The organism is Shewanella mytili (assembly GCF_046765975.1).
Taxonomy (GTDB): Bacteria; Pseudomonadota; Gammaproteobacteria; order Enterobacterales; family Shewanellaceae; genus Shewanella; species Shewanella mytili.
In genome coordinates, this window is the sequence record NZ_JBKOUD010000008.1 from 76,417 (window position 1) to 102,062 (window position 25,646).

At 53.9% G+C, this 25,646-nt stretch carries 23 protein-coding genes; 12 read left to right on the top strand and 11 right to left on the bottom strand.

What is annotated here, in order from left to right:
- Positions 1 to 22: 22 nt before the first annotated feature.
- Positions 23 to 349: a thioredoxin TrxA gene (gene trxA / locus ACIDEJ_RS09490; RefSeq protein ID WP_411987829.1), complete on the top strand. Its 327-nt coding sequence runs from the start codon at positions 23 to 25 to the stop codon at positions 347 to 349.
- Positions 350 to 554: 205 nt separating this feature from the next.
- Positions 555 to 1,817, top strand: coding sequence for a transcription termination factor Rho (gene rho / locus ACIDEJ_RS09495; RefSeq protein WP_411987830.1), 1,263 nt, complete (start codon positions 555 to 557; stop codon positions 1,815 to 1,817).
- A gap of 67 nt (positions 1,818 to 1,884) precedes the next feature.
- Here the strand turns inward: rho and ACIDEJ_RS09500 are convergent, their stop codons facing one another.
- From ACIDEJ_RS09500 to ACIDEJ_RS09510, 3 genes are read right to left on the bottom strand one after another with little or no spacing between them, the layout of a single operon-like run.
- Positions 1,885 to 2,832, bottom strand: a complete 948-nt coding sequence (locus ACIDEJ_RS09500) for an SPFH domain-containing protein (RefSeq protein WP_411987831.1) — start codon at positions 2,830 to 2,832, stop codon at positions 1,885 to 1,887.
- Positions 2,829 to 3,746 (bottom strand): SPFH domain-containing protein, encoded by a 918-nt coding sequence (locus ACIDEJ_RS09505; RefSeq protein WP_411987832.1) that lies wholly within the window; start codon positions 3,744 to 3,746, stop codon positions 2,829 to 2,831. Before ACIDEJ_RS09505 ends, ACIDEJ_RS09500 begins: the two co-directional genes overlap by 4 nt.
- Positions 3,747 to 3,769: 23 nt before the next feature.
- On the bottom strand, positions 3,770 to 4,231 hold the full coding sequence (locus ACIDEJ_RS09510) for an NfeD family protein (RefSeq protein ID WP_411987833.1): 462 nt from the start codon (positions 4,229 to 4,231) through the stop codon (positions 3,770 to 3,772).
- 432 nt (positions 4,232 to 4,663) lie between these two features.
- Here ACIDEJ_RS09510 and ACIDEJ_RS09515 point away from each other — a divergent pair, with 432 nt between their 5' ends.
- From ACIDEJ_RS09515 to ACIDEJ_RS09525, 3 genes are all read left to right on the top strand, one after another.
- Positions 4,664 to 5,407: an ion channel protein Tsx gene (locus tag ACIDEJ_RS09515; protein ID WP_411987906.1), complete on the top strand. Its 744-nt coding sequence runs from the start codon at positions 4,664 to 4,666 to the stop codon at positions 5,405 to 5,407.
- Positions 5,408 to 5,672: 265 nt separating this feature from the next.
- Entirely contained in the window at positions 5,673 to 6,563 is an 891-nt protein-coding gene (locus tag ACIDEJ_RS09520; RefSeq protein ID WP_411987834.1) for an acyltransferase, read from the top strand.
- Positions 6,563 to 7,495, top strand: a complete 933-nt coding sequence (locus ACIDEJ_RS09525) for an acyltransferase (RefSeq protein WP_411987835.1) — start codon at positions 6,563 to 6,565, stop codon at positions 7,493 to 7,495. The genes ACIDEJ_RS09520 and ACIDEJ_RS09525 overlap by 1 nt, the downstream gene beginning before the upstream one ends.
- Before the next feature lies 1 nt (position 7,496).
- Here the strand turns inward: ACIDEJ_RS09525 and ACIDEJ_RS09530 are convergent, their stop codons facing one another.
- Positions 7,497 to 7,973, bottom strand: a complete 477-nt coding sequence (locus ACIDEJ_RS09530) for a 2-thiouracil desulfurase family protein (protein WP_411987836.1) — start codon at positions 7,971 to 7,973, stop codon at positions 7,497 to 7,499.
- Between the two features lie 263 nt (positions 7,974 to 8,236).
- On the opposite strand from ACIDEJ_RS09530, the gene ACIDEJ_RS09535 reads away from it, so the two are divergent.
- From ACIDEJ_RS09535 to ACIDEJ_RS09560, 6 genes are all read left to right on the top strand, one after another.
- Positions 8,237 to 8,971, top strand: coding sequence for a GntR family transcriptional regulator (locus ACIDEJ_RS09535; RefSeq protein ID WP_411987837.1), 735 nt, complete (start codon positions 8,237 to 8,239; stop codon positions 8,969 to 8,971).
- A gap of 20 nt (positions 8,972 to 8,991) precedes the next feature.
- Entirely contained in the window at positions 8,992 to 9,864 is an 873-nt protein-coding gene (prpB, locus tag ACIDEJ_RS09540) for a methylisocitrate lyase (protein ID WP_411987838.1), read from the top strand.
- 110 nt (positions 9,865 to 9,974) lie between these two features.
- Positions 9,975 to 11,099: a bifunctional 2-methylcitrate synthase/citrate synthase gene (gene prpC / locus ACIDEJ_RS09545; RefSeq protein WP_411987839.1), complete on the top strand. Its 1,125-nt coding sequence runs from the start codon at positions 9,975 to 9,977 to the stop codon at positions 11,097 to 11,099.
- A gap of 77 nt (positions 11,100 to 11,176) precedes the next feature.
- Positions 11,177 to 13,774: a Fe/S-dependent 2-methylisocitrate dehydratase AcnD gene (gene acnD / locus ACIDEJ_RS09550; protein WP_411987840.1), complete on the top strand. Its 2,598-nt coding sequence runs from the start codon at positions 11,177 to 11,179 to the stop codon at positions 13,772 to 13,774.
- Positions 13,774 to 14,973 carry a 2-methylaconitate cis-trans isomerase PrpF gene (prpF, locus tag ACIDEJ_RS09555; protein WP_411987907.1) on the top strand — a complete coding sequence of 400 codons (1,200 nt, stop codon included), beginning with the start codon at positions 13,774 to 13,776 and terminating at the stop codon, positions 14,971 to 14,973. The genes acnD and prpF overlap by 1 nt, the downstream gene beginning before the upstream one ends.
- Before the next feature lie 212 nt (positions 14,974 to 15,185).
- Positions 15,186 to 19,565 carry an EAL domain-containing protein gene (locus ACIDEJ_RS09560; protein WP_411987841.1) on the top strand — a complete coding sequence of 1,460 codons (4,380 nt, stop codon included), beginning with the start codon at positions 15,186 to 15,188 and terminating at the stop codon, positions 19,563 to 19,565.
- A gap of 49 nt (positions 19,566 to 19,614) precedes the next feature.
- Here ACIDEJ_RS09560 and ACIDEJ_RS09565 read toward each other — a convergent pair whose 3' ends face one another.
- On the bottom strand, positions 19,615 to 20,703 hold the full coding sequence (locus tag ACIDEJ_RS09565) for a branched-chain amino acid aminotransferase (protein ID WP_411987842.1): 1,089 nt from the start codon (positions 20,701 to 20,703) through the stop codon (positions 19,615 to 19,617).
- A 324-nt stretch (positions 20,704 to 21,027) separates the two neighbouring features.
- On the opposite strand from ACIDEJ_RS09565, the gene zapB reads away from it, so the two are divergent.
- Positions 21,028 to 21,231 (top strand): cell division protein ZapB, encoded by a 204-nt coding sequence (zapB, locus tag ACIDEJ_RS09570; protein ID WP_411987843.1) that lies wholly within the window; start codon positions 21,028 to 21,030, stop codon positions 21,229 to 21,231.
- Here zapB and ACIDEJ_RS09575 read toward each other — a convergent pair whose 3' ends face one another.
- From ACIDEJ_RS09575 to ACIDEJ_RS09600, 6 genes are all read right to left on the bottom strand, one after another.
- On the bottom strand, positions 21,232 to 21,444 hold the full coding sequence (locus ACIDEJ_RS09575) for a DUF1107 domain-containing protein (RefSeq protein WP_411987844.1): 213 nt from the start codon (positions 21,442 to 21,444) through the stop codon (positions 21,232 to 21,234).
- A 340-nt stretch (positions 21,445 to 21,784) separates the two neighbouring features.
- Positions 21,785 to 22,396 (bottom strand): thiol:disulfide interchange protein DsbA/DsbL, encoded by a 612-nt coding sequence (locus ACIDEJ_RS09580; protein ID WP_411987845.1) that lies wholly within the window; start codon positions 22,394 to 22,396, stop codon positions 21,785 to 21,787.
- A 113-nt stretch (positions 22,397 to 22,509) separates the two neighbouring features.
- Complete coding sequence (locus tag ACIDEJ_RS09585) at positions 22,510 to 23,505, bottom strand: serine/threonine protein kinase (protein WP_411987846.1); 996 nt, start codon at positions 23,503 to 23,505, stop codon at positions 22,510 to 22,512.
- Complete coding sequence (locus ACIDEJ_RS09590; protein WP_411987847.1) at positions 23,502 to 23,807, bottom strand: DUF3630 family protein; 306 nt, start codon at positions 23,805 to 23,807, stop codon at positions 23,502 to 23,504. The genes ACIDEJ_RS09585 and ACIDEJ_RS09590 overlap by 4 nt, the downstream gene beginning before the upstream one ends.
- A 15-nt stretch (positions 23,808 to 23,822) precedes the next feature.
- On the bottom strand, positions 23,823 to 25,268 hold the full coding sequence (locus tag ACIDEJ_RS09595) for a protein adenylyltransferase SelO (protein WP_411987848.1): 1,446 nt from the start codon (positions 25,266 to 25,268) through the stop codon (positions 23,823 to 23,825).
- Complete coding sequence (locus ACIDEJ_RS09600; RefSeq protein ID WP_411987849.1) at positions 25,268 to 25,555, bottom strand: hypothetical protein; 288 nt, start codon at positions 25,553 to 25,555, stop codon at positions 25,268 to 25,270. The genes ACIDEJ_RS09595 and ACIDEJ_RS09600 overlap by 1 nt, the downstream gene beginning before the upstream one ends.
- Positions 25,556 to 25,646 lie beyond the last annotated feature (91 nt).

Here is a 25,646-nt window from a genome sequence, read left to right on the forward strand (position 1 = left end):
ATGGCAATCAATGGAGAAGATCATGAGTGATAAAATTATCTATGTAAGTGATGACAGCTTCGAAGCCGAAGTGCTGAAATCAGAAAAACCAGTACTGGTAGACTTTTGGGCCGAATGGTGTGGTCCATGTAAAATGATCGCGCCTATCCTTGATGACGTTGCCAATGAATACGACGGCAAACTGACCATTGCCAAAGTCAACGTTGACCAGAACAACGCCACCCCAGCCAAATATGGCATTCGTGGCATCCCCACCCTGCTGTTGTTCAAAAACGGTGAACTGGCGGCAACCAAAGTGGGCGCACTGTCTAAAACACAGTTGAAAGAGTTTATCGACGCGCAGATCTAAGCCCCGTCGTGATACCCGGCACGCAATCACAAGAATTTGCCTGCCGGGCATGCAAATTGCTGGACGCTCCCGTTTTATAGTGCTAACTTATTAACCAAATTCTATCTAATATCCACTTCTCGCAGTTCAATCAATTTCCTTCAAATCCATTTTGAGTGATTGAGCACGCGCGTAAGCTTTGTCGCTAAACACAAGACCCACCAAAATGAATTTAACTGAATTAAAAAACAAGTCTATTGCTGACTTAGTCGCTCTGGCCGAACAGATGAATCTGGAAAATATGGCCCGCACTCGCAAGCAGGACATCATTTTCTCCATCCTTAAGGCTCACGCGAAAAGCGGCGAAGACATTTTCGGCGGCGGCGTACTGGAAATCCTGCAGGACGGTTTTGGCTTCCTGCGTAGTGCTGACGGTTCCTATCTTGCAGGCCCGGATGACATCTACGTATCACCCAGCCAAATCCGCCGTTTCAACATGCGCACCGGGGATACCATTTTTGGTAAAATCCGTCCGCCAAAAGAAGGCGAGCGCTATTTTGCCCTGCTCAAGGTCAGCGAAGTTAACTTCGACAAACCTGAAAACTCCCGCAATAAAATCCTCTTTGAAAACCTGACGCCACTGCATGCAGAAGAGCGCCTGCGCATGGAACGTGGTAACGGTTCCACCGAGGATATTACCGCCCGTATTCTGGATTTGTGTTCTCCTATCGGCAAAGGGCAACGCGGCTTGATTGTGGCACCGCCAAAAGCCGGTAAAACCTTGTTGCTGCAAAACATGGCCCAATCCATCACCTATAACAATCCGGAAGTGGTATTGATGGTGCTGTTGATTGACGAACGCCCTGAAGAAGTGACTGAAATGCAGCGTTTGGTACAAGGTGAAGTGATTGCCTCCACCTTTGATGAACCTGCCAGCCGCCATGTGCAAGTGGCCGAAATGGTGATTGAAAAAGCCAAGCGTTTGGTGGAACACAAAAAGGATGTGGTGATCCTGCTTGACTCCATCACCCGTCTGGCCCGGGCCTACAACACCGTGGTGCCTTCTTCAGGTAAAGTACTGACCGGTGGTGTGGATGCCAACGCCCTGCATCGTCCCAAGCGCTTCTTTGGTGCCGCCCGTAACATTGAGCATGGCGGCAGCCTGACCATCATTGCCACCGCGCTTATCGACACCGGCTCCAAGATGGATGAAGTGATTTACGAAGAGTTTAAAGGTACCGGTAACCAGGAGCTGCATCTGTCACGCAAGGCCGCTGAAAAACGCGTGTTCCCGGCCATTGACTTTAACCGCTCCGGCACTCGCCGCGAAGAAAAACTGACGACTGCGGACGAACTGCAGAAAATGTGGATCCTGCGCAAAATCCTCAATCCGATGGATGAAGTCAGTGCCATGGAATTCCTTATCGACAAGCTGGCCATGACCAAAACCAATGAAGAGTTCTTTACCGCGATGAAACGCGCTAAATAACCGCTGCATTGACCATTGAAAAGGCCGCATCATTGCGGCCTTTTTGCTGTTTGGTGTCCCGATACACTTACTGGCGATCAGGGGTGTCTTCTTGCAAGCCAATGGTGCCCATCCACTGCTGGAAATCCACCAGATTGGCCGGCAGCACCACCCGGCTTCCCGGTTTACCCAGTTGATGCAATTTGCTCAGATACTGCTCACCCAGCTGCATGCGCAAGGCGTTGTGCCCGCCAGGCGCACTGATCACCGCCGCCAGTTTTTCAATGGAGTCGGCAGTAGCCTTGGCCAGCGCAGTAATCTCCTGCGCCTTACCTTCCGCTTCATTAATCCGCCGCTGCATCTCCCCTTCTGACAGGTTGATCATCTCCTGCTTGACCCCTTCAGAGCGGTTGATTTTACTCTGTTTGTCACCTTCACTTTTTGCCAGCAATGCCCGGCGTTCCCGCTCGGCATTCACCTGCATTTCCATGGCATTCTTGACGGTTTCCGGTGGCGTAATGTTTTTAATCTCATAACGGTGCACCCGGATGCCCCAAGTGGCTCCAGCCTGATCCAGCACTTCCACCACTTTGGCGCTGATAAGATCCCGCTCCTCAAAGGTGCGATCCAGCTCCAGGGTGCCAATCACCGAGCGGGTGGTGGTTTGCGCCAGCTGAATGGCGGCATAGCGGTAATCGGTCACCCCGTAACTGGCTTTGACGGGGTCCACCACCGACAGGTAAATCACCCCATCAACCTCTACGTTCACTTCGTCACTGGAGAAGCACTCCTGTGGTGGCACATCAATGGTTTCTTCTTTCAGATCGTGAATGTAAGCCACCTTGTCCACAAAGGGGATCAGCGCGTGAAAACCAGCATCCAGCGTGGCGTGGTACTTACCAAGCCGCTCGACAATATAAGCGGATTTGGTGGGCACCAAACGGATGGAGCGAAACAGGTTGACGATGAACACCAGGAAAATAAACCCCCAGATGGCCAATAGCAGCATATCGACTTCAAATGGATCCAGTATCATGCTTTTGCTCCTTTAACGCTGTGGGTCACTTGTTCGATGCCTTCGAAAAAACCTTCCATTTTTGCCAAATCCGTTGGTACCACGGCGATATCCGCCTGTGCTATCACTTCACCTATCTGCTCAATGAATTGCTCTTTAAGCTGCATGTTCATGGCTTCATTGCCACCGTTGACCGCCAGTGCCTGTGCCACCATTGCCATGGCCTGGGCCTGAGCATTGGCTACGATGGCAATCTCCTGGGCTGTCCCCTGCGCCTCATTAATGCGCTTTTGCTTTTGCCCCTCAGAGATGTTAATCGCTTCCTGGCGCTCCCCTTGGGAGAGGTTGATCATGGCTTCTTTTTCTGCGTTGGCCAGGGTGATTTCCGCCCGCTTGCGCCGCTCCGCTTCCATCTGTTTTTCCAGGGTGTGAATAACATGCCGTGACGGGCTGATGTTTTTAATCTCATAGCGCAGCATCTTGATCCCCCAGGGATCGGAAGCTTTATCTATTTCACGCACAATGGCCTCATTGAGCCGTTCACGCTCCGAGAAGGTTTCACTCAGGGTCAGTTTGCCGATTTCAGAGCGCATGGTGGTTTGCGCCAGATTCACCGCCGCCAGCCGATAATCCTCAATGCCATAGCTGGCGAGTTTGCCGTCCATCACCTTGAGGTATACCAGGCCATCCACTTCCAGCTGGATGTTGTCTTTGGAAATGCAGCTCTGGGGTGGCACATCCAATACCTGTTCCCGGGTGTCGTGACGATAGGCCACCCGGTCAAAGAAGGGGATCAAAAAATGGAATCCCGGTGCCAGTACCGTACGGAATTTACCCAAACGCTCAATCACATGCACTTCGCGCATCGGCACAATCAGCATGAGTTTGTAGAGGATGAAGCCCACCAGCAGGATTAAAATGGTAATAGCCAGCATATAATCTTTCCTTGTGTGTTATGTCATTTGCCATCTGGCAATGGCTCAACGACCAAAGCGATGTTATCACGACAGATGATCCGCACCTGCACGCCGGGAGGAATGACGCTACCATCCCCCAGTGCAGGCCAGTCAGCCCCTTGAAAATGAATGCGTCCGGTTTTTTCTCCCGGGCCAATCGTCTCTTTTACCTGTGCCAGCTGATTGTAGAGGTCCAGTTCTTCATCAGTATTATCGATATGTGAATCTCCCCCCATCATCCGCTGCGTCAACTGTCGAAAACTCAGCAGTAACACAATGGAGCTGATGAACCATAGGGTCAGGCCCTGCACCCAGCCATGGATTATCCCTGTCCAGAGGGCGCCGGCCACCACCAGGCAGGCACTGCCTAAAAACACCACTATACCGCCGGGGATCACCAGTTCTGCCGCCATCAGTATCACGCCGGCAATTATCCAGTACCCCACAGGATCTGAAGACATCATTGGGTTTCCTCCTCAAAGTCAGGTCTTCATCGCACCACTATAGCAACCGTATTGGAACATTAAGACATAATATGTCATCCGCTTCAATGAAAAATTACCCCGAGACAGGCAAAACAGAGGGTGGGAAATATCCGCACAAGACACCATCAGATCACAAATTTGGCATTCCCTCACGGGAAGCCACGCCACATATGTGCAAGAAATCAAGAAATAGCTTGGGATTTCAAAGATTAAATCATCATAAAAGAAAAACGGCTAAACAATAAAAATTCTTTGAGTCTGGCGCGGTTTTTCCCTATATTGCCTTGGTTTTTAATGCCGGGGAGAATCGCAGAATTCAACCATAGGGGGAGATGCTTCTGTCACCGATGGATAACGATACCGGGCAAGACACTCACATTTTTATTACTCTACTACCAGGGATAACCCATGATGAAAAAAACCTGCCTTTTGCTGGCACTGTTGCTGTCACCACAAGCATTCAGTGAAGACTTGGTACAGTGGACTGACACCAGTGCCACCGTACTTTACGGCGATAACTACAAACTGGCGCCTTCTGAAGAACAAACCACTGTGACCATCGAGTCTGCCGGTGGCTGGACATACGGCGACTGGTTCCTGTTCCACGATTTCATCCATTTCAATGATGCCAATGGTGATGCCAACACCAACTACGGTGAAATTTCACCCCGTTTCAGCGCCAGTAAAATCCTGGGGCAGCAGGTAGGTTATGGTGCCATTTCCGATGTATCTCTCGCCCTTACCTATGAACACGGTGAAGGCAATGTGGAAAGCTTCCTGTATGGTGTGGGCCTGGATTTCAAAGTGCCTTATTTCTCATACTTGCAGCTGAACACTTACCGCCGCGATGCCAACAATAACAACAGTACCGGCTGGCAGTTTACCCCGGTATGGCGCATGGACTTCCCGGTAGGTAACAGCAGCATCGTTTTTGACGGTTACATTGACTGGGTATTTGCCGCCAATGATGCTTTCTATAAAGAAAACATCCACTTTAACCCTCAAGTCAAATATGACCTGGGTGCCGTCATCTTTGGCGCCGCACAGAAAAACCGCCTGATGGTAGGTTTGGAATACGATTACTGGAAAAACAAATACGGTGTAGACGGTATTGATCAGAATACGTATTCCGTGATTGTTAAATACCATTTCTAAGCCGCTAACGCCGGTACCGAAATCAGGTAAAAAATGCAGCCCGGTGCCCAATGCGCCGGGCTTTTTTCATCTGCAGCCCTTCGCCCCCTGCCATAAAAGAGGCCCCATTAACCGCTTTATGGTGAGAACTACCGAGGGCTTTGGCGCTTCACGCCGGCCATGGGCTCCCCCCGTCACCACTCATCCGCCCAGTCACGATTGAGCCTTGCGGCGGCAACAGGTAACATAAGCAGCCAAAATTCCATCCTGTAACGGGGTTCAAACGTTGTCTTTCATTCGTGGCGGTCTCGCTTTTTGCTGTTATGTTGTTAACACCCTTTGGTGGTGCATTCCCGTATTGTTGGGCAGCCTGGTTAAACTGCTATTGCCGTTTCGTGCGATAAAACGGCTCTGCAGCCGTTTTCTGGATCGCTGCGCCACTGCCTGGATCAGTACCAACGGATTGATTGAAAAGCTGTTCCATCCCCTCAAGCTGCATGTGGATGCCATGCCAGAGCTGTCGGTAAATGAGTGGTACATGGTGATAGCCAACCATCAGAGCTGGGTAGACATCCTGATCCTACAGCGCTTGCTCAACCGCAAGATCCCGTTCCTGAAATTCTTTTTGAAACAACAGCTCATTTACGTGCCGGTATTGGGTTTGGCCTGGTGGGCACTGGATTTTCCGTTTATGCGGCGCTACACCACCGCCCAACTGAAAAAGAATCCCAAGCTGCGGGGCAAGGATATCGAAATCACCCGCAAGGCCTGCGCCAAATTCAAATACAATCCGGTAAGCGTGATGAACTTTGTTGAGGGCACACGTTTTCAGCCGTCAAAGCAGCAGCGGCAAAAATCGCCCTATCGCCATTTGCTGCGGCCCCGTGCCGGCGGCATGGCATTTGCGCTGTCAGCCATGGGGGAGCAAATCCAGCAATTGCTGGATGTCACCATTTATTATCCCCATCGCATTCCCACTTTCTGGGACTACATCTGCGGTCGTCTGCCCGAAGTGTATGTACATGTGGAATTACGGGAAATCACCCAGGATTTGCGCGGCGACTACATGAATGATCGGGAGTTCAAGCAGCATTTCCAAGAAACGCTTAACCAAATTTGGCACCATAAGGATCAGGTGCTGACACAACTGCAGGCAAAAGCCAAAGGAGGGGCCTGATGCTGAGTTTTCTGCCGGCGCCGGTACTGTTTGTCATCAGCACCGTACTGCTCATCCTCAATACCCTGTTCTGGAGCGGACTGGTGTGCCTTGGCGGCCTGTTCAAGCTGCTGCCCTGGCGCCCATGGCAGGTCACCGTCACCCGCTTGATGAATACCTTCATGTGGGCCTGGGCCACATGCAACGGCGGCATTTTGCACCTGATTGCCAAGGTAGAGTGGGATGTACAGGGGCTGGAGCATCTGCAGAAAAACGGCTGGTATCTGTTAATCAGCAACCATTTGAGTGGTTTTGATATTGCCGCTCAAACTTATATTTTCCGTAACCATATTCCCATGTTGAAGTTTTTCCTGAAAAAGGAGCTGCTGTACGTGCCATTGATGGGGCTGGGATGCTGGGCACTGGATATGCCGTTCATGAACCGTACCAGCCCGGAGAAGCTGAAAAAGAATCCCAAGCTGAAAGGCAAGGATCTGGCCACCACCCGGCGCTCCTGTGAAAAATTCAAATCCCTGCCCACCTCCATCATCAATTATGTGGAAGGCAGCCGTTTTACCCAAGACAAGCGGCAACGGCAAAACTCCCCTTACCAGCATTTACTCAAGCCCAAAGCCGGTGGTATTGCCTTTACCCTGTCGGCCATGGGAGAGCAGTTCAACGCCCTCTTGAATGTCACCATGGTGTACCCCGATGCGCCCAAGGACATCCTCAAGGCCGTGATGCATGGCCAAGTGCATAAAATCGTCATTCGCATTGAATCACTGCCAGTGCCACAGGTAGATGGGGACAAATACTTTAACAACCCGGAATACCGGGTGGCCTTCCAGCGCTGGCTCAACCAGCTATGGGAGCAAAAAGATCATCAGATTGGCCAGTTGCTGCAACAACATCAGGCCACCACCGGCAGTTATCAACCGCAAACGTTGCCCTGATTCACGCCAAACCCCGTTGCCGCTGTTGCCACCAGGCAGCGGCGACATCCAGCTGTAACTCGCTAAACACCGCAATGCCCATCTCACGCAGCGCCACCGCCGTCAGGCCATCGCCAGCCACCAGCTGACCACTGAAACTGCCATCATAAATCTGCCCTACGCCGCAAGAAGGGCTACGGGCTTTCAATATGGCCATCACCACCTGCTGCTGTTGCGCCAACTGCCGGGCAAGCCTTGCCCCCCGCTCAAAAGCGCCCGTCACATCCTGGCCATCACGGGTGATGATACGCGCCCCCATCCGCTCGGCCGGGGTTCTGGGAATGGCCAGGCCACCGGCAACCTCCGGACAAAAACTGATGAGATAACCACCGGCCTGCCAATGGGCCATGCGCGCATCCTGCAGCAGGTTATCTTTCCCGTCGTAGCGAACCTTGCGCCCCATCAAGCAGGCACTTACCAGTATTTTCCCCTCATCCACCCGTCATTTCTCCCATAAATCACCCCTGCTGATTTTACCCCAAACCTTTGCGTTGCCCCATCATCACAAATTGTCGACAAAATGTACTTTAGCGACAACTGAATTTTCAGAAAAAATTTCACAAATGTTTTTATATTTTATTGTTATTAAACAATTATTTTCCATTAGAAAATTTTGTTAGACGTAAGTCTAACATGGCATATTGTTGACAATCATCATCACTAATCTTAAGGTCAATGCACATTTATTCGACAGGAAATGCCATGGGCCAGCCGCCATCAATCACAGATTTACCGGCTTTTATCCCCCAGGAAAAAAGCCTCACCTTGGTGGAGCAGATACTGGTGCAAATCCAGACCAGCATCATCAAGGGTGAGCTGCCTGCCGGCAGCAAAATCAATGAACAGGCACTGGCAGAAAAATATGGCATCAGTCGCGGTCCCACACGGGAAGCACTGCAACAGCTGGAGCGCCAACGACTGGTGGTGCGCATCCCGCACGTGGGTGCCCGGGTGGCAGCGCTGACCGTGGACGAACTCAACGACCTGTACGAATTGCGCAGCACCCTGGAGGTCATGGCCTGCCAGTTAGCCGCCCGACGCATCACGGATGCACAGCTCAATGAGCTGTGGCAATTGCTGGAACGGCAAGAAGCCGCCCTGGCACAGGGCGACAGTTACTTCCAGCAGGAAGGTGACGTGGACTTTCATTACCAGATTATCCGCGCCAGCGGTAACCGCCACCTGCAGGAAACCCTGATAGGCGGCCTTTACCACCTGCTGCGCATGTACCGTTATCAATGCACCAACCATAGTCCCCGGCCGGTGAGGGCCATAGCCGAGCACCGCCGCATCGTGGAGGCCATTGCCCAGCGTGATGCAGAACTTGCCGGGCTGCTGATGCAGCGCCACATCGAGCAGGGACGCAAGAATACCGAACAGAAATTGAAACAGCTTCAGTCACAAAGCCAGACAGGCAAGCCGCTGACCATTTCCTGATGCGGCCAAAGGAGAGACAGATGAAATCAAGCGCCGGATTGAGATTCCGCCAGGCAGTTGTTAACAACAAGCCACTGCAAATTGTTGGCACCACAAACGCTTACTTTGCCCTGATGGCAGAGCAATGCGGCATTCAGGCCCTGTATCTTTCAGGTGCCGGGGTGGCAAACGCCTCCTATGGTCTGCCGGATCTGGGCATGACCTCCATGAACGACGTACTGATTGATGCCAGCCGCATCACCTCCGCCACCGAACTGCCACTGCTGGTGGACATTGATACCGGTTGGGGCGGCGCCTTTAACATTGCCCGCACCATCAAGGAGTTTGAAAAAGCCGGTGTGGCCGCCGTGCACATGGAAGACCAGGTCTCCCAGAAACGTTGCGGCCATCGTCCCAACAAGGCAGTTGTCAGTACCGAAGAGATGGTGGATCGCATCAAGGCTGCCGTGGATGCCCGTCAGGATGAAAACTTCGTCATCATGGCCCGTACCGATGCCGTGGCCGGTGAAGGACTGGAAGCGGGCATTGAGCGTGCCGCCGCCTATATTGAGGCCGGTGCCGACATGATCTTTGCCGAAGCCCTTACCGAGCTTGAGCAATATGTGCGTTTTAAAGAGGTGGTCAAAGCGCCCATTCTTGCCAACATGACCGAATTTGGCAAAACCGAACTGTTCAACAAGGAACAGTTGGCCGAAGTAGGCGCCGACATGGTGCTTTATCCACTGAGCCCATTCCGCGCCGCCAACAAAGCCGCATTGAAAGTGATGCAGGCACTGGTGGCCGACGGCCATCAACGCAACGTGGTGGACACCATGCAAACCCGGGAAGAGCTGTACCACTATCTGGGTTACCACCAATATGAAGACAAGCTGGATCAGCTGTTCAGCAAATAACAGGCAACGTCATGGCCTGCTGCCATTTTGTGGGGAAAACGCAGCAGGCCGACTTGGACGCAACAAGTTGCCAATACATAAAAGCATTTAATGGAATAGAGGAAGCAGTTATGACAGATAAGAAACTGGGTGGTGCCGGCCTGCGCGGACAAAGCGCCGGTGAAACAGCGCTGAGTACCGTAGGCAAGTCCGGTTCAGGGCTCACCTACCGCGGCTATGACGTAAAAGATCTGGCAGAACAGGTCAGCTTTGAAGAAGTGGCTTATCTGATCCTCTACGGTGAGCTGCCCAATGTGGCACAACTGGCCGCTTATCGTAAAAAACTGCAGGGGCTGCGCAGCCTGCCCCAGGCACTGAAAGAAGTGCTGGAGCGCATTCCGGCCAACACCCATCCCATGGATGTGATGCGTACCGGTTGCTCCATGCTGGGTAACCTGGAGCCGGAAAATGATTTCAGTGAACAGCAGGATGTGGCCGATCGCCTGTTGGGCGCATTCCCGTCCATCATCTGCTACTGGTATCGTTTCAGCCACGACGGGGTGCGCATTGACACCGACACCGACGATGAACAGATTGGTGCCCATTTCCTGCACCTGCTGCACGGCAAGAAGCCGTCACCACTGCATGCCCGGGTCATGGATGTGTCCTTGATCCTGTACGCTGAACACGAGTTCAACGCCTCCACCTTCACCGCCCGTGTGTGCGCTTCCACGCTGTCAGACATGTTCTCCTGCATCACCGGTGCCATCGGCTCCCTGCGCGGCCCGTTACACGGCGGCGCCAACGAAGCGGCCATGGAACTCATCCAGAACATGCGCGATGAAGACGATGCCCGCCACACCCTGCTGGGCAAACTGGAGCGCAAGGAAAAAATCATGGGCTTCGGTCACGCCATCTATCGTGAATCGGATCCCCGCAACGCCATCATCAAGTCCTGGTCTGAGAAACTTTCGCAAGAGTCCGGCGATGAGCGGCTGTACAAAGTGTCCGTAGCCTGTGAAGAGCTGATGTGGAAAGAGAAGAAACTGTTCTGTAACGCTGACTTCTTCCATGCCAGCGCTTACCACTACATGGGCATTCCCACCAAATTGTTTACACCGATCTTCGTTTGTTCGCGACTGACCGGTTGGGCGGCACACGTCATGGAACAGCGTGCCAATAACCGTATCATCCGTCCTAGTGCCGATTATGTTGGAGAGGCACCACGCATGGTTACACCTATCGAACAGCGGTAGTCCGGCTCACACCGGACTTGGGTTCTCGCGGGCAGCCACTGCCCGCGCAAGCTAACAGACTTATGGGTAAAACCATTATGAATACAGCATTTCGTGTGCCCCTAGCCGGCACTTCCCTTGAATATTACGATGCCGCCGCAGCCGTTGATGCCATCAAACCCGGTGCTTGGGCGACCCTTCCTTATACCTCTCGCGTACACGCTGAAAACCTGGTGCGCCGGGCCGCCCCCGAAAAACTGGACAGTTACCTGCTGCAGCTGATTGAACGCAAGCGCGAGCTGGACTTTCCCTGGTTTCCGGCGCGGGTCGTGTGCCATGACATTCTGGGACAAACCGCACTGGTGGATTTGGCAGGGCTGCGTGACGCCATTGCCAGCAAAGGCGGAGACCCGTCCAAAGTCAATCCGGTAGTGCCCACCCAGCTGATTGTGGATCACTCCCTGGCGGTGGAACATCCCGGTTTTGAACAGGATGCCTTCGAAAAAAACCGCGCCATTGAAGATCGCCGCAACGAAGACCGTTTCCATTTCATCAACTGGTGCAAAACCGCATTCCGTAACGTGGATGTCATTCCACCGGGCAACGGCATCATGCACCAGATTAACCTGGAGCGCATGTCACCTGTGGTACACGCCCAAAATGGCGTGGCATTTCCCGACACACTGGTGGGTACCGACAGCCATACTCCCCATGTGGATGCACTGGGGGTGATTGCCGTGGGCGTAGGCGGACTGGAAGCCGAAAGCGTCATGCTGGGACGTGCCTCCTGGATGCGTCTGCCCCACATTGTCGGGGTGGAGCTGACCGGTAAACCCCAGCCCGGGATCACTGCCACCGATATCGTGCTGGCGCTGACCGAATTCCTGCGTAACGAAAAAGTGGTGTCGGCCTATCTGGAATTCTTTGGCGATGGCGTACCCCACCTGACCTTGGGCGACCGGGCCACCATCTCCAACATGACCCCGGAATATGGCGCCACCGCCGCCCTGTTTGCCATCGACCAGCAGACCCTGGATTACCTGCGCCTGACCGGCCGTGAAGAGCAGCAAGTGCAACTGGTGGAAACCTATGCCAAGCAGGCGGGTCTGTGGGCCGATACCCTGCAAGATGCCCAGTATGAACGGGTACTGCACTTTGATTTGGCCAGCGTCGTGCGCAACATTGCCGGCCCGTCCAACCCCCATAAACGGGTGGCCACCCGCGATTTGGCGGCCAAGGGGATCAGCGGTGAAGTGGAGCAGCTTGATAACCTGATGCCAGACGGCGCTGTGATTATTGCCGCCATTACCAGCTGCACCAACACCAGTAACCCCCGTAACGTGATTGCCGCCGGGCTGATTGCACGTAATGCCGTCAAGAAAGGGCTGGTACGCAAACCCTGGGTGAAAACCTCACTGGCCCCCGGCTCCAAAGCGGTAGCGCTGTATCTGGAAGAGTCCGGTTTGCTGCCATATCTGGAACAGCTGGGCTTTGGCATTGTGGCGTTTGCCTGTACCACCTGTAACGGCATGAGCGGTGCCCTGGACCCTAAAATCCAGCAGGAAATCATCGACCGCGACCTGTATGCCACTGCCGTGCTGTCCGGCAACCGCAACTTCGATGGTCGTATCCATCCCTATGCCAAGCAGGCATTCCTGGCCTCGCCGCCGCTGGTGGTGGCCTATGCCATTGCCGGCACCATCCGCTTTGACATTGAAAAGGACGTGCTGGGCACCGATGCCCAAGGGCAACCGGTTACCCTGAAAGACATCTGGCCCGATGATGCGGAAATTGACGCCATCATTCGCCAGTCGGTAAAACCTGAGCAATTCCGTCAGGTATACGAACCCATGTTCGACCTGAAAGTGGAATACGGCGAACATATCAATCCACTGTACGACTGGCGGCCACAGAGCACTTACATTCGCCGCCCCCCTTACTGGGAAGGCGCACTGGCCGGGGAGCGCACCCTCAAGGGCATGCGGCCACTGGCAGTATTGGGTGACAACATCACCACCGACCACCTGTCGCCTTCAAACGCCATTTTGCCCACCAGCGCTGCCGGTGAATATCTGGCAAAAATGGGGCTGCCGGAGGAAGACTTCAACTCTTATGCCACCCACCGCGGCGATCACCTGACCGCCCAGCGCGCCACCTTTGCCAACCCGAAACTGTTTAACGAAATGGTGAAGGACGACGGCGGCCAAGTGATCCAGGGATCACTGGCTCGCATCGAGCCGGAGGGCAAACAGGTGCGCATGTGGGAAGCCATTGAAACCTACATGCAACGCCAACAGCCCTTGTGCATCATTGCCGGCAAGGACTATGGTCAGGGCTCCAGCCGTGACTGGGCCGCCAAAGGGGTTCGCCTTGCCGGGGTGGAAGTGATTGTGGCCGAAGGCTTTGAGCGCATCCACCGTACCAACCTGGTGGGCATGGGCGTATTGCCGCTGCAGTTCCTGCCCGGCACCAACCGGGAAACCCTGGGCATCGATGGCACCGAAACCTTCGATGTTCTGGGTGAGCGCACACCAAGTGCCACGCTGACATTGCTGGTACACAAGCAAGACGGCAGCACATTGGAAGTACCGGTACAGTGCCGGCTTGATACCGCCGAGGAAGTGGCGATTTATAATGCCGGCGGCGTATTGCAGCGCTTTGCCCAGGACTTTTTACAAGAACAGGGACAGGCATGATGGCCAAGATGCAGATAAAAATTCCCGCCACCTACATGCGTGGCGGCACCAGCAAGGGCGTGTTCTTCCGCTTGCAGGATTTGCCAGCAGACGCACAGCAGCCCGGTGCGGCGAGGGATGCCCTGCTGCTGCGGGTGATTGGCAGCCCGGACCCTTACGGCAAACACACTGACGGCATGGGCGGCGCCACCTCCAGCACCAGTAAAACGGTGATTCTGAGCCGCAGCGAGCAACCCGGCCATGATGTGGATTACCTGTTTGGCCAAGTGGCCATCGACAAGCCCTTTATTGACTGGAGCGGCAACTGCGGCAACCTGACCGCCGCCGTAGGGGCCTTTGCCATCAGCAACGGGCTGGTCAGCGCCGAGCGCATTCCTGACGAAGGCATCTGCACCGTTCGCATCTGGCAGGCCAATATCCATAAAACCATCATCGCCCATGTGCCTGTATCCCGCGGGCAAGTGGTGGAATGCGGAGACTTTGAACTGGATGGCGTAACCTTTCCGGCAGCCGAAGTGCAGATTGAATTCATCAATCCGGCCGAAGAGGGTGACGGCGGGGCCATGTTCCCCACAGGCAATCTGGTGGACGAACTGACATTGCCCGAAACCGTGGTTGCAGGCGGCAAGCTCAAGGCCACGTTGATCAATGCCGGCATTCCCACCATTTTTGTCAATGCCGCCGATATCGGCTACACCGGCACCGAGCTGCAAGAGGCCATTAACGGCGATACCGCCGCGCTGCAACGCTTTGAGCTGTTACGTGCCTACGGCGCCATGCAGATGGGACTGATTGACTCACTGGAACAGGCCAAGACCCGGCAACATACACCGAAGATTGCCTTTGTGGCACCGGCGGCAAGTTACACCGCCTCCAGCGGCAAAACGGTCAATGCCGATGACATCAACCTGCTGGTGCGGGCGCTGTCCATGGGCAAGCTGCATCACGCCATGATGGGCACCGCTGCCGTGGCCATTGCCACTGCGGCCTGCATTCCCGGCACACTGGTGAATCAGGCGGCCGGTGGCGGTGAACGCAGCCAGGTACGTTTTGGTCACCCGTCCGGCACCCTGAAAGTGGGAGCGAAAGCCCAGAACCACCAAGGCGTTTGGCAAGTGGAAAAAGTGATCATGAGCCGCAGCGCCAGGGTGCTGATGGAGGGGGCGGTATGCGTGCCCCAGGACTATCAGCCCAGCTAACTGAGTTCTAAGCAAAAAGGCCTTGCTTCCTCCCCTTCCGGCAAGGCCTTTTTTATGCGTGTTGCCAATAGGCAGCCCCATTGTGTTTGTTATAAGATGTGGCTCCCGTCATCCATCGTCATGTTACAGGTTGTTTTTTGTCCAGGCTCCTGAGTTTGCTCGTTAAGCTGTGCTGTCTTGGCACATTATTCTTCCCGCTTTGGGCCAGCCCCTTGTCCCAGCTAAGGTTCCAGCACATCAACAGCCTTAACGGCTTGCACCAAAACACCATCTACTCGCTGGAAGAGGATAAAGGCGGCATTTTATGGGTGGGCACCCAAGACGGTCTGCACAGTTATAACGGCACCAGCTTCAACCTGTTTTTGCATGACCCGTTTCGCGACGACAGCCTCAGCGACAGTTTCATCACCGACATCGTACAAAGCAGTGACGGTAGGCTCTGGGTAGGCACCTACAGCGGCGGCGTGAACCTGTTCCAGCCCGCCAGCAACAATTTTCGCCGCTACGGCAAGGCTCAGGGACTTAACAGCCTGCAAATTGTGGAAATGGCAACCATTGGCAAGCACTTATGGATAGGCACACCCAAGGGGTTATACCAGCTCAGTGATGACCAGCAACAAATGCTGCCGGTTAATGTTGCCCAGCAGCCAAACCTTGAAGTCACCGCCTTGCATGCCGTGGATGAGGATAACTTGTTTGTGGCCACCGCCACTGCCGGCGCCTTCATTTACCGCGCCGGCCAGTGGCTGCCGGTGCACCTGCCTCCGGGCAATGCCACCATCGGGCAGGTAACCCACGCGCCGGACCACAGCTTATGGCTTACCCAAGGCGACAGCCTTTGGTACTACCCCACCCTGTTTGCCACCCCCAAACGCATTTATCAGCTTCCCCACCAACAACCCATTCATGATCTTACCTTTATTTCCGCCAATGAACTCTGGCTGGGCGGCGATGGCAGCGGTCTTGTCCACCTGCAAAAACAAGACGGCCAATGGCAGGAACATCACTACCGCTACAGCCCCTATGATGCCGATGGCTTGAGTGACGATGACATTTTCAACCTACTGCTGGACAAGCAGGGCAACCTCTGGATTGGCACCCGTTATTCGGGGCTTAACCGCATCAATATCAGCAGGCAGTATTTTCAGCACATTTACAATCGCCAGGAACCGTTCAGGCAGCAGCACTACAATAATTTTCGCGCCATCTTCCGCCGCAGTAACAACGAGCTGTTTCTGGGCACCGATAACGCCGGCTTGTTCCGGCTGGATCAACAAGGCGTTTTTCACTCGTTTAACTCCCTGTTCTCCAAAGTGTTGGGGAAGGACGCCAATGCCCTGCACCTGAGTGTGATGGACATTGTTGAAGATGCCCGGCAGCAATTATGGTTGGCCACCAGTGACGGGCTAGCAAGCCTTGATGCAAGCGGCAAACTGGCCATCTATGAAGAAACCCGAGGGCTGGGGACAATCAGTACCCTCACTATTGATGCCAAACAGCGCCTCTGGTTTGCCGCCGGCAAGCAGTTATACCAGTTCGTTCCGCAAAGCCGCGAGGTTTTGGCCATCAGCGCTGCCAATGACATTCTGCCGGAGAACAACGAACCCCGGCAGTTCATCTTTGATATTCAAAGTGTGGGCGACTCGCTGTGGGTCAGCACCATGATTGGCGCCTATCGCTGGAACCCGGATACCGGAGAGACGCTGCCCTTTATTGGCAAGGCCCTGCCCCACTCGTTTGTGCGGGACATCCTTCCTGCCAGCGATGGCAGCATCTGGTTGGCCACCCATGGCGGACTGGTTCGCTATGCGCAGGGGGAATTTATTCGCCTGGGGCCTGAAGACGGATTGCCCAACAGTGCCATTTACGCACTGGCGGAAGACCGGCAGGGATTTATCTGGTTCAGCAGCAATGCAGGGATAAGCCGCATCAACCCCAACAACCATCACATCGACAGCTTTAATGAAAATGAAGGCCTGCAAGCATTGGAATTCAATGGCGGCGTGCGCTGGCAAGACAAGGATGGCAGCATCTGGTTCGGCGGCATTAACGGGCTGAACCACTTCTATCCCGAAGCCATTCCCGAACTGCGTCACCAGCCAAAAGTGGCCTTGGCATCCTGGCAATTCGGTAACCAGCAGCACCCTTTTTACTGCCTCAAATGCAATCATAAAATCACCATTCCCTATAGCGACAAAGTGCTGCACTTTACCGCTACCACCGGTGATTTCAGTTATCCAGGGCATAATAACTTCAGTTTCCGCCTGGAAGGCGAAGACCATGACTGGACTCAATTGCAGTCGCAACATAGGGTCAGTTATACCAATCTTACACCCGGCCATTATCGCCTTTGGGGACGCCACCAGCTGGATGGTAACCGGCTTGGCACGCCACAAGTGCTGGCCGATATCCATATCCGCCCCCCTTACTACCGCACCTGGTGGGCCTATGCGCTTTATTGTGTGTTGACCCTGACCCTATTGCTGCTGCTCACCCGTTATTACCTGCGCCGACGGCGCCACGAGCGGCGGTTGCAGCAGGAGATAAGCACCTCGGAAAAACGCCTGCGCCTGGCACTTTTGGGCTCAGGCGGCAGAATGTGGGACTGGCAAATTCACAGTAATCACCTGTATATCACCAATCAGGAAGGGGATAACGAATACTGCGAAGAGATGGAGCGCCAGGTTTTTTACCAGCAGGTGCATCCCCATGACTTGCCTAAAATCACCCATGCCATGCAACGTTACATCAATAACGAAACCCCGTTTTATGAGGCTGAATACCGCCTGCAAAACCATGATGGTCAATGGTGCTGGGGGCTGGACCGGGGAAAAGCCGTCGAATGGGACAAACACGGCAACCCCATCCGCATGGCAGGCACCCTGACCGACATCTCCCTGCGCAAACACCAGGAAGACCAGCTACGCCTGTCCTATCAAGTGCTCAACAGCATGAATGAAGCGGTGGTTATCACCGACCTCAATTACTGCGTGATTGATGTGAATCCGGCCTTTACCCACATTACCGGATTCACGCCGCAAGACATAAAAGGCCGACCGGTGCTGTTTCTCACCCGAAGTCTCTACCCCCGGGATTTTTACCGCCAGACCGAAAAACGCTTGCTGCAGCAACACAGCTGGTGTGATGAAATCCAGGTGCGCACCCGGCAGGGCGCCAAATTACCGGTGTGGATGGAAATCAACCAAGTGCGCGACCGGCAGGGCAACACCAGCCATCTGGTGATGGTGTTCAACGATATTACCGAGCGCAAAAAGGCAGAGGAAGACCTGCGGCTGATGGCCAATTATGATCAGCTCACCCATCTGCCCAACCGGCCACTGTTCCAGTACCGCCTGCAGCATGCCCTCACTTACGGGGCGCAACACCAGCGCAAGGTGGCACTGCTGTTTTTGGATCTGGACCGCTTCAAGAACATCAACGATACCAAAGGCCATCAGGTAGGCGATCAGCTGCTGGCGGCCGTGGCCAAGCGTTTGCGCCAGGTGATTTGCCACAACGATACCGTGGCCCGCATTGGCGGTGATGAATTTACCGTCATTCTGGAAGACGTGCCCCACGCCCAGGCCGTCACCCTGATTGCCCAACGCATTATCGACACGCTCAAGCAACCCTTTACCTGCGGCAATGCGGTGCTGGACATCACCACCTCCATCGGCATCAGCATGTTCCCCGATGACGCCACCGATACCGAAGAGCTGCTGAAATTTGCCGACACCGCCATGTATCATGCCAAAGCCATGGGGCGGAACAATTTCCAGTTTTACACCACCCACCTGAACCAGGCGGCCATGCGCCACATGCAGCTGGAAACCGGCTTAAAACAGGCACTGGCCAATAATGAATTGCAGCTGGTGTACCAGCCAAAATACCAGATAACCGGCAATAAGCTGGTGGGCATGGAAGCGCTGCTGCGCTGGCACAGTGCAACCCTGGGGCCGGTATCGCCTGCGGAATTCATTCCACTGGCCGAAGAAACCGGCATGATCTGCAGCATCGGCACCTGGGTGCTACAACAGGTTTGCCAGCAGCTCACCCGTTGGCAGCAACAAGGGCTGCAACCGTTACCGGTGGCCATCAATCTGTCGGTGAAACAGCTTAATCACCATATTGTGGATGAACTGCAACAAGCCCTGCAACGCTATCGGCTGCCCGCTGCGCTGCTGGAGCTGGAGCTGACCGAATCGGCAGTGATGCAGCATCCCATGGAATCCATTGCCATCCTGACCCAGCTCGATGCCCTGGGACTGACGCTCGCCGTGGACGATTTCGGTACGGGTTATTCCAGTCTGGCCTACCTGAAACGTTTTCCCATTCATACCCTTAAAATTGACAAGGAATTTGTGCGGGATATTTCAGATGATCCGGAAGATGCCGCCATCACCAGTGCCATCATTGCCCTGGCCCACAGCCTGGATTTAAAGGTGGTGGCCGAAGGGGTGGAAACCCAGGCCCAATTCAACTTTCTGGCGGCTCAGGGATGCGATCAGATCCAGGGATATTTACTGGCCAAGCCCATGCCGGTGGCCCAGTGCAGCAAGCTGTTGCAACCGGTGGCTACCACCCTGCCATAAAAAAACGCGGCTCATGCCGCGTTTTCGTTTATCCCTTGGGCATCACCTGTCAGTGACCCAGATGGGGAACTTGCTGCAACCAGCCATCAGGCCCTGGGCGCAGGCCCTTTTGAATGGCGGTGTACACCTCATAAATATGCTTCACATGCTCGCCTACCTGGCCATCACCCACGGTCAGACGCCGGCCATCTTCAAAGATGTAAGCGCCCACGGGCGATACCACCGCTGCGGTGCCAAAGCCCCCGGCTTCAATGATGTCACCGGATTCCACACCCTTGATGAAATCATCTATGCGCACCATTTCCTGACGCACCGGATAACCCAGCTCGGTTGCCAGCTCAATAATGGACTGGGAGGTGATGGAACGTAAAATGGTGTCGGTAAACTCCGGAATGACCACAGTGCCATCTTTCAGGATATGGAAGTGGTTCATGGCTCCGGCTTCTTCGATGTAGACGTTGTTGTTATCCAGGTACAACACCTGGGAGGCGCCCATCTCTTTTGCCGCCCGTCCAGCGCGCAGCGATGCGGCATAGTTGCCGGACGCCTTGCTGGCACCCGTACCGCCGGGCGCCGCCCGGTGGTAGTGATTGCTGATAAGCAAGCTGATGGGGCTGAGGCTGGCACCATAATAGGCACCGCTGGGGCTTAACACCACACAGAAGGTGTAAGAAGTGGAGGGACTGACGGACAGCCGGTCCTCGGTGCCGAAAATAAACGGCCGAATGTACAGGCAGGCACCATCCTGCATGGGGAACCACAACCGGTCCACGTCAATCAGGGCATTGATGGCCTGTAACTGCATCTCTTCCGGCAGGTGGGGAATACACAAGATATCGGCTGAGCGATTCAAACGTTCCGCGTTTTTGTTGACGCGGAAGGTGTAAATCTCACCATCGCCGTGCATGAATGCCTTGGCACCTTCAAAAATGGACTGACCGTAATGCAGGGCAACAGCCCCCGGCGCCACTGAAAACGGGCCATAGGGCACAATGCGGGGATCGCGCCATTCACCATCGTAATAATCCATTAAAAACATATGGTCGGTACGCAACCGGCCAAACCCGACATTTCCCTCCGGACGGAACTGCTCCTGGCGGCGTTCTGCGGCAGGTTTTAACTGATACTTGATTTCCATGTTGAACTACCTTAACTATCGTTCAAGCAGACTAGGAAGCGACACTGATAAAGTCAATAGGCAGTGGGGCCAGTGACGGTAACAATCCCCATTTTTTTACAACCAGTCATTAACAACCCGGCTAACGACCTGTTTTTTATGGGGCCGTGCAGACAATCATCGCCCCGCATCTTGCAATTTTCGACAGTAAACCGCCGCATTGCCGCTGAATGCCAGCTCACTGGTACGCTTTTTCAGCAATTATCCAATAGTGACTATTCGGCAACCAGTCTGCACTGGTAGAATGAGGGGACACTCACTTTATTAACCGGAAGGACTTTCCTCATGAGCCTCGAATTACTGTCCAAACTGGAAGCCAGCATCCAGAACGCCTTAGAACAAATTGAATTACTCACCCTGGAACTGGATGAAGAAAAGCAGAAAAACCAATCACTGAGTGAGCAGAACCAGCAGCTGCAACAAGAACTGCATACCTGGAATGATAAAGTGTCCGGGCTGGTAGGTCTGCTCACGGATAAAGTGGAGTGATCACACTGACGACATCTGCTGCGTCTGCCGATCCAATAGCTGATTAAGTTCGATGACCGCCTGCTTCACTTTGGGCAGGCCCTTTCCCGGCAATAAAAAGCGTCCCTTTTCAAATTCAAGCCGACCCAGATCTTTCACCCAGATAGCCCCTTTCAGAAAAATCCTCGCATGCTTGGCAATGAGCTTGGGAGCGTAAACAGGAAATACACGCACGGAACCTCCTTTCTTTTTCTTCTTTCACCCAGCATTGGACAAGTGCGCAGCAGCGGAGTTTCATCTGCCGCTGACTTTTTGGGAGTGTTACCCATCTCTCAGATGGAAAAATAAATAAAATCAACGATTGCCAATTTTTTGACGCTTCGATATATTATTGACGTTACTCAGGGTAAAAACTGAGCCAATGGCTCTAAATCCGTACCTCCTACTACAGGAAGTACGGTTTTTTTTATCTGAATTCCAGTGAAATTGTCCTGTTTGCTGGTCATTAATCATAAAAAAACCGGGTTTGATACCCGGCTTTCATTGTGTGAGCACTTGCTGAAAACTAGCTTAACTAGTCCAGTTTATTGAGGTAGTTCACCAAGGCCACCAATTGCTCGAAGGACTTCAGCGACGCGGTGTCAATCAGGTATTTTTCGTTGACCATCAGTGCCGGTACGCCATCGATTTTGGCGTTTTCAGTGCTGCGTTTCATATTGGCCATCAGGCTGTTTACCATAAAGGAGTTGGCGGCGGCTTCAAACTCCTTGCCATCCACCCCGGCAGCCACGAAAAACTGCTTCACCTGTTCCATGTTGGTAAAAGGCTGGCGTTTATCATGAATGGCGGAAAACAGCGGCAATTCAATTTTGTCTTCCACTTTCAACAAGGTGGCAATCGCCCAGGCACGGGACATCACCACGCCCATTTCACGCCCGATAAACTCCACATGGTTTTGGGTCAGTGTCATTCCCTTGGGCAAATTGGCTTTCAGGGGCGGCATGAAGGTTTTGGCAAAGTGGTAGCAGTGCGGACAGTAAAAAGAGAAATATTCAGTCAGCGTAGGCTTTACTGAAGCGGGCTTGTCCGTCACGATTTTATAGTTCACGCCTTCTTTGAATTCGCTGGCGTTTGTCATCAATGGCAGCAGCAAAAATGCCGCCGCCAGGATCAGTAATTTTTTCATTGGGGTTCCTTGGGTTATTATTCTTGACCGAAATGCCAAATTGCCGACTAACATAATCTTCTTTTCGAGTTCAACTCAAGTCCGAAGTTCCATATTTTCATGTGCACCTGTCATCAATAGGGCACCAGGCTCAAGGGCGGCTGTTGCAGTTGTTGCTGTTGTTCACGCAATACTTGCAGTTGTTGTTGCCAATAATCTTCAGTGGCAAACCAGGGGAAATGGCGCGGGAACGCCGGGTCCTGCCAGCGGCGGCTGAGCCAGCCGTTGTAATGCAGTAAACGCAAACTGCGCAAACACTCTATCAGCTTTAATTCTCCGGGATGAAAGTCGCTGAACTCATTGTAAGCGTCCAGCAATACTTCCAGTTGCAATTGCTGCTGATTGCGATCGCCACTCAGCATCATCCATAAATCCTGCACCGCCGGGCCATTGCAGGCATCATCCAGATCCACAAACCCCGGGCCATCGGGTGTCCACAAGATATTGCCCGGATGCAAATCGCCATGCAGGCGCATTCTGGACGGTGTCTGTTGCTTCCAGATGTCATCCACTTGCTGCAACAGTGCCTGCGCCTCATCCAGAATCGGCTGGCGCAGCTTGGCAGGGATCAAAGGACATGCGGCGATTTCCACAAGGCCCGTGGTGCCGTAGGTTTGCGGGGACAGACTGAGGCGCGCCTTGAAACGGCTGTCTTTGGCATACTGGTGCATCCGCCCGATAAACTGCCCCACCGCCTCCAATTGGGTCAGATTATCCACCTCGAAACTGCGGCCGCCCACGGAGGGAAACAGGGTAAAACGGTAGCCTTCGTAGTAATGCAGGCTGCTGCCGTCAATCTTCAGCGGCGCGGCCAAGGGGATTTCTGCCGCTTGCAATTCAAAGGCGAAAGCGTGTTCTTCCAGAATTTGGGCATCGCTCCAGCGCTCCGGCCGGTAAAATTTCACCACATAACGCTGCTGGCGATCGCAACGGAATTGATAAACGCGGTTTTCGTAACTGTTGAGCGGCAATAAGCCGCTTTCTGGGTAAATCCCCAGGCTTTCAATGGCATTCATAATCAATTCGGGTGTTAGGCCATTGAAATGAAATGCTGCATCGCCAGTGTTCATTGTTGTGACTCCCATAACGTTTGCAGATACTGCAGCACGTCCATATCCTGCGGCTGCTGGCAACTGAGCCAGCAGCTGGTACTGTAACTTTCAAAATGCAACCAAAGCCGAGTGCCTTCAAATTCTACCAGCCATTGGTGCCGGTCGGCGCCCCATTCTTGTGCCACCACCTGCAAATCCAGACACTGACAGAGGCGGGCTGCCAGCTGGGGGAATTGTTCGAAATCGCACGTTACGCTAAAAAACAGGGTTTGCGCCTGACGATCAAGCCTCACCCTAATATCTTCTTTACTCTCATCCAAACCCAGCAACTCCTCTCAACTGCTGCAGGACATAATCAAGCCTTCGCCCCATTGGGGTGGCCTGCGGGCATATTCTTCAAATTCCGGTGACATATCATAAGGGTGGCACAATGCCCGGTACAATCGCTGCAGGGGTGCCAAATCCCCGGCAAGGGCCGCTTCTGTTGCCTGCTGCGCCAGATAGTTACGTAAAATATACCGGGGATTGGCCTGTTGTCGCGCCGCCTGCCACTGGCCAAGGTCCGCTACCGGCCCCAGCCGCTGACGGTAGCGCGCCAGCCAGTCATCAAATGCCGCCCTGTCCACAAACAAATCCCGCAATGCACTGTGTTTGGCAAAAGGGTCCAGGGTGGCAAATTGCCGCAGTGTCAGGCTGTAATCCAGTTTTTGCTGCTGCAACATTTGCGTGAATGCGCCAATGAGCGCCAAATCGTCCTCCCTAGCCCCTTGCCCGGTTTGCGCCAAGCCCATTTTTTGTCCCATCAGGTGCAGGTAATGGGCCACCAGTGTGGGCTGATAGCATTGCAAGGCGCTTAGCAGTTCATCGGATGACAACAAGGGGGTTAATGCCTGCGCCAGGCATTGCAGATTCCACAAGCCGATGCCCGGCTGCTGAGAAAAGGCGTAGCGCCCTTGTGGGTCAGAATGATTGCAGATGAAATCCTCTTCATAGGTGTCCAGAAAGGCAAACGGCCCGAAATCAAAACTGTCCCCCACGATGGACATGTTATCGGTGTTCATCACGCCATGGGCAAAACCGATGGCCTGCCAGTGCGCAATCAAGCGAGCAGTGGCTTGCACCACTTCGGTAAACCACTGGCGATAACCGCTGGCATCACAACTCAAATGGGGAAAATGCTGGCAAATGGTGAAATCGGCCAATTGCCGAACCCGCTCGGTATTACCGACGTGAGCGTAATAACAGTGTTCAAAATGGCCAAAACGGATATGGCTGCGAGCCAGGCGCACGGTAATGGCGCCTTTTTCCAGGGTTTCGCGCCATACGGGCAACTCAGAGCCAATCACCGCCAGTGCCCGGGTCGTGGGCACCTGCAGATGATGCAACGCCTCGGATACCAGAAATTCGCGAATGGCTGAGCGGGTAACCGCCCGGCCATCGCCATGGCGGGAAAACGGTGTGGGGCCAGCGCCTTTAAGCGCCACATCCCAGCAGCCTTGGGCGCCTTTGGCTTCACCCAAGATAATGGAGCGACCATCCCCCAACTGGGGGCTGTAGCCACCAAACTGGTGGCCACTGTACACCTGTGCGTAGTAGCGGGCGCCGTCCATGGGCCGGTTGCCTGCCAATTGCTGCAATAATTGGGCACTGGGTTGAGGGTTGCCCACCAAGGCGGCGGCCTCATCACTCCATGCCAGCCACTGGGGCTGTGGCAATCCAGCCGGCGTGACAACTTGGTAAAATCCACTTAACTGTTCAAAAAAATCCTGCTTGAAATCCATTAAGGCTCAGGGGTAAAAGTGTGCCATTGATCACAGGTTACCACATTCCCCTCATCCACACGGCAGCGGTGTGCACACTGAAACAGTGCGTTATGGTCATCCAGCAATTGCATGCCCCGCCCTTTTGCTTCGCATTGGGCCAGGGTTTCATAATAACCACGGATGGCAGCATGGCGTTCTGCGGCCGGTAGCGGCTGTGTCTGCGGATAATAAAACAGCGTCCATTCCGGTACTTGGGTACAGGCGCTCAAGGTGAGTAGTAATCCTGCCATCCACCACGCTTTCATGATGTTTCTCCCTGGATAACAATGTACCCGGTCGCCACAGGCTCACCGGGTACAGTCAATAACATCGGATCATTAGCAGACGAGGGGTAGC

Excerpts from the sequence above, each read along its gene's own strand:
- prpF (WP_411987907.1), top strand. The coding sequence starts at position 13,774 with ATGGCCAAGATGCAGATAAAAATTCCCGCCACCTACATGCGTGGCGGC.
- ACIDEJ_RS09600 (WP_411987849.1), bottom strand. The coding sequence starts at position 25,555 with ATGAAAGCGTGGTGGATGGCAGGATTACTACTCACCTTGAGCGCCTGT.
- trxA (WP_411987829.1), top strand. The coding sequence starts at position 23 with ATGAGTGATAAAATTATCTATGTAAGTGATGACAGCTTCGAAGCCGAA.
- zapB (WP_411987843.1), top strand. The coding sequence starts at position 21,028 with ATGAGCCTCGAATTACTGTCCAAACTGGAAGCCAGCATCCAGAACGCC.
- ACIDEJ_RS09505 (WP_411987832.1), bottom strand. The coding sequence starts at position 3,746 with ATGCTGGCTATTACCATTTTAATCCTGCTGGTGGGCTTCATCCTCTAC.
- ACIDEJ_RS09580 (WP_411987845.1), bottom strand. The coding sequence starts at position 22,396 with ATGAAAAAATTACTGATCCTGGCGGCGGCATTTTTGCTGCTGCCATTG.
- ACIDEJ_RS09515 (WP_411987906.1), top strand. The coding sequence starts at position 4,664 with ATGAAAAAAACCTGCCTTTTGCTGGCACTGTTGCTGTCACCACAAGCA.
- ACIDEJ_RS09585 (WP_411987846.1), bottom strand. The coding sequence starts at position 23,505 with ATGAACACTGGCGATGCAGCATTTCATTTCAATGGCCTAACACCCGAA.
- ACIDEJ_RS09535 (WP_411987837.1), top strand. The coding sequence starts at position 8,237 with ATGGGCCAGCCGCCATCAATCACAGATTTACCGGCTTTTATCCCCCAG.
- ACIDEJ_RS09525 (WP_411987835.1), top strand. The coding sequence starts at position 6,563 with ATGCTGAGTTTTCTGCCGGCGCCGGTACTGTTTGTCATCAGCACCGTA.
- rho (WP_411987830.1), top strand. The coding sequence starts at position 555 with ATGAATTTAACTGAATTAAAAAACAAGTCTATTGCTGACTTAGTCGCT.
- ACIDEJ_RS09510 (WP_411987833.1), bottom strand. The coding sequence starts at position 4,231 with ATGATGTCTTCAGATCCTGTGGGGTACTGGATAATTGCCGGCGTGATA.
- ACIDEJ_RS09595 (WP_411987848.1), bottom strand. The coding sequence starts at position 25,268 with ATGGATTTCAAGCAGGATTTTTTTGAACAGTTAAGTGGATTTTACCAA.
- prpB (WP_411987838.1), top strand. The coding sequence starts at position 8,992 with ATGAAATCAAGCGCCGGATTGAGATTCCGCCAGGCAGTTGTTAACAAC.
- ACIDEJ_RS09565 (WP_411987842.1), bottom strand. The coding sequence starts at position 20,703 with ATGGAAATCAAGTATCAGTTAAAACCTGCCGCAGAACGCCGCCAGGAG.
- acnD (WP_411987840.1), top strand. The coding sequence starts at position 11,177 with ATGAATACAGCATTTCGTGTGCCCCTAGCCGGCACTTCCCTTGAATAT.
- ACIDEJ_RS09500 (WP_411987831.1), bottom strand. The coding sequence starts at position 2,832 with ATGATACTGGATCCATTTGAAGTCGATATGCTGCTATTGGCCATCTGG.
- prpC (WP_411987839.1), top strand. The coding sequence starts at position 9,975 with ATGACAGATAAGAAACTGGGTGGTGCCGGCCTGCGCGGACAAAGCGCC.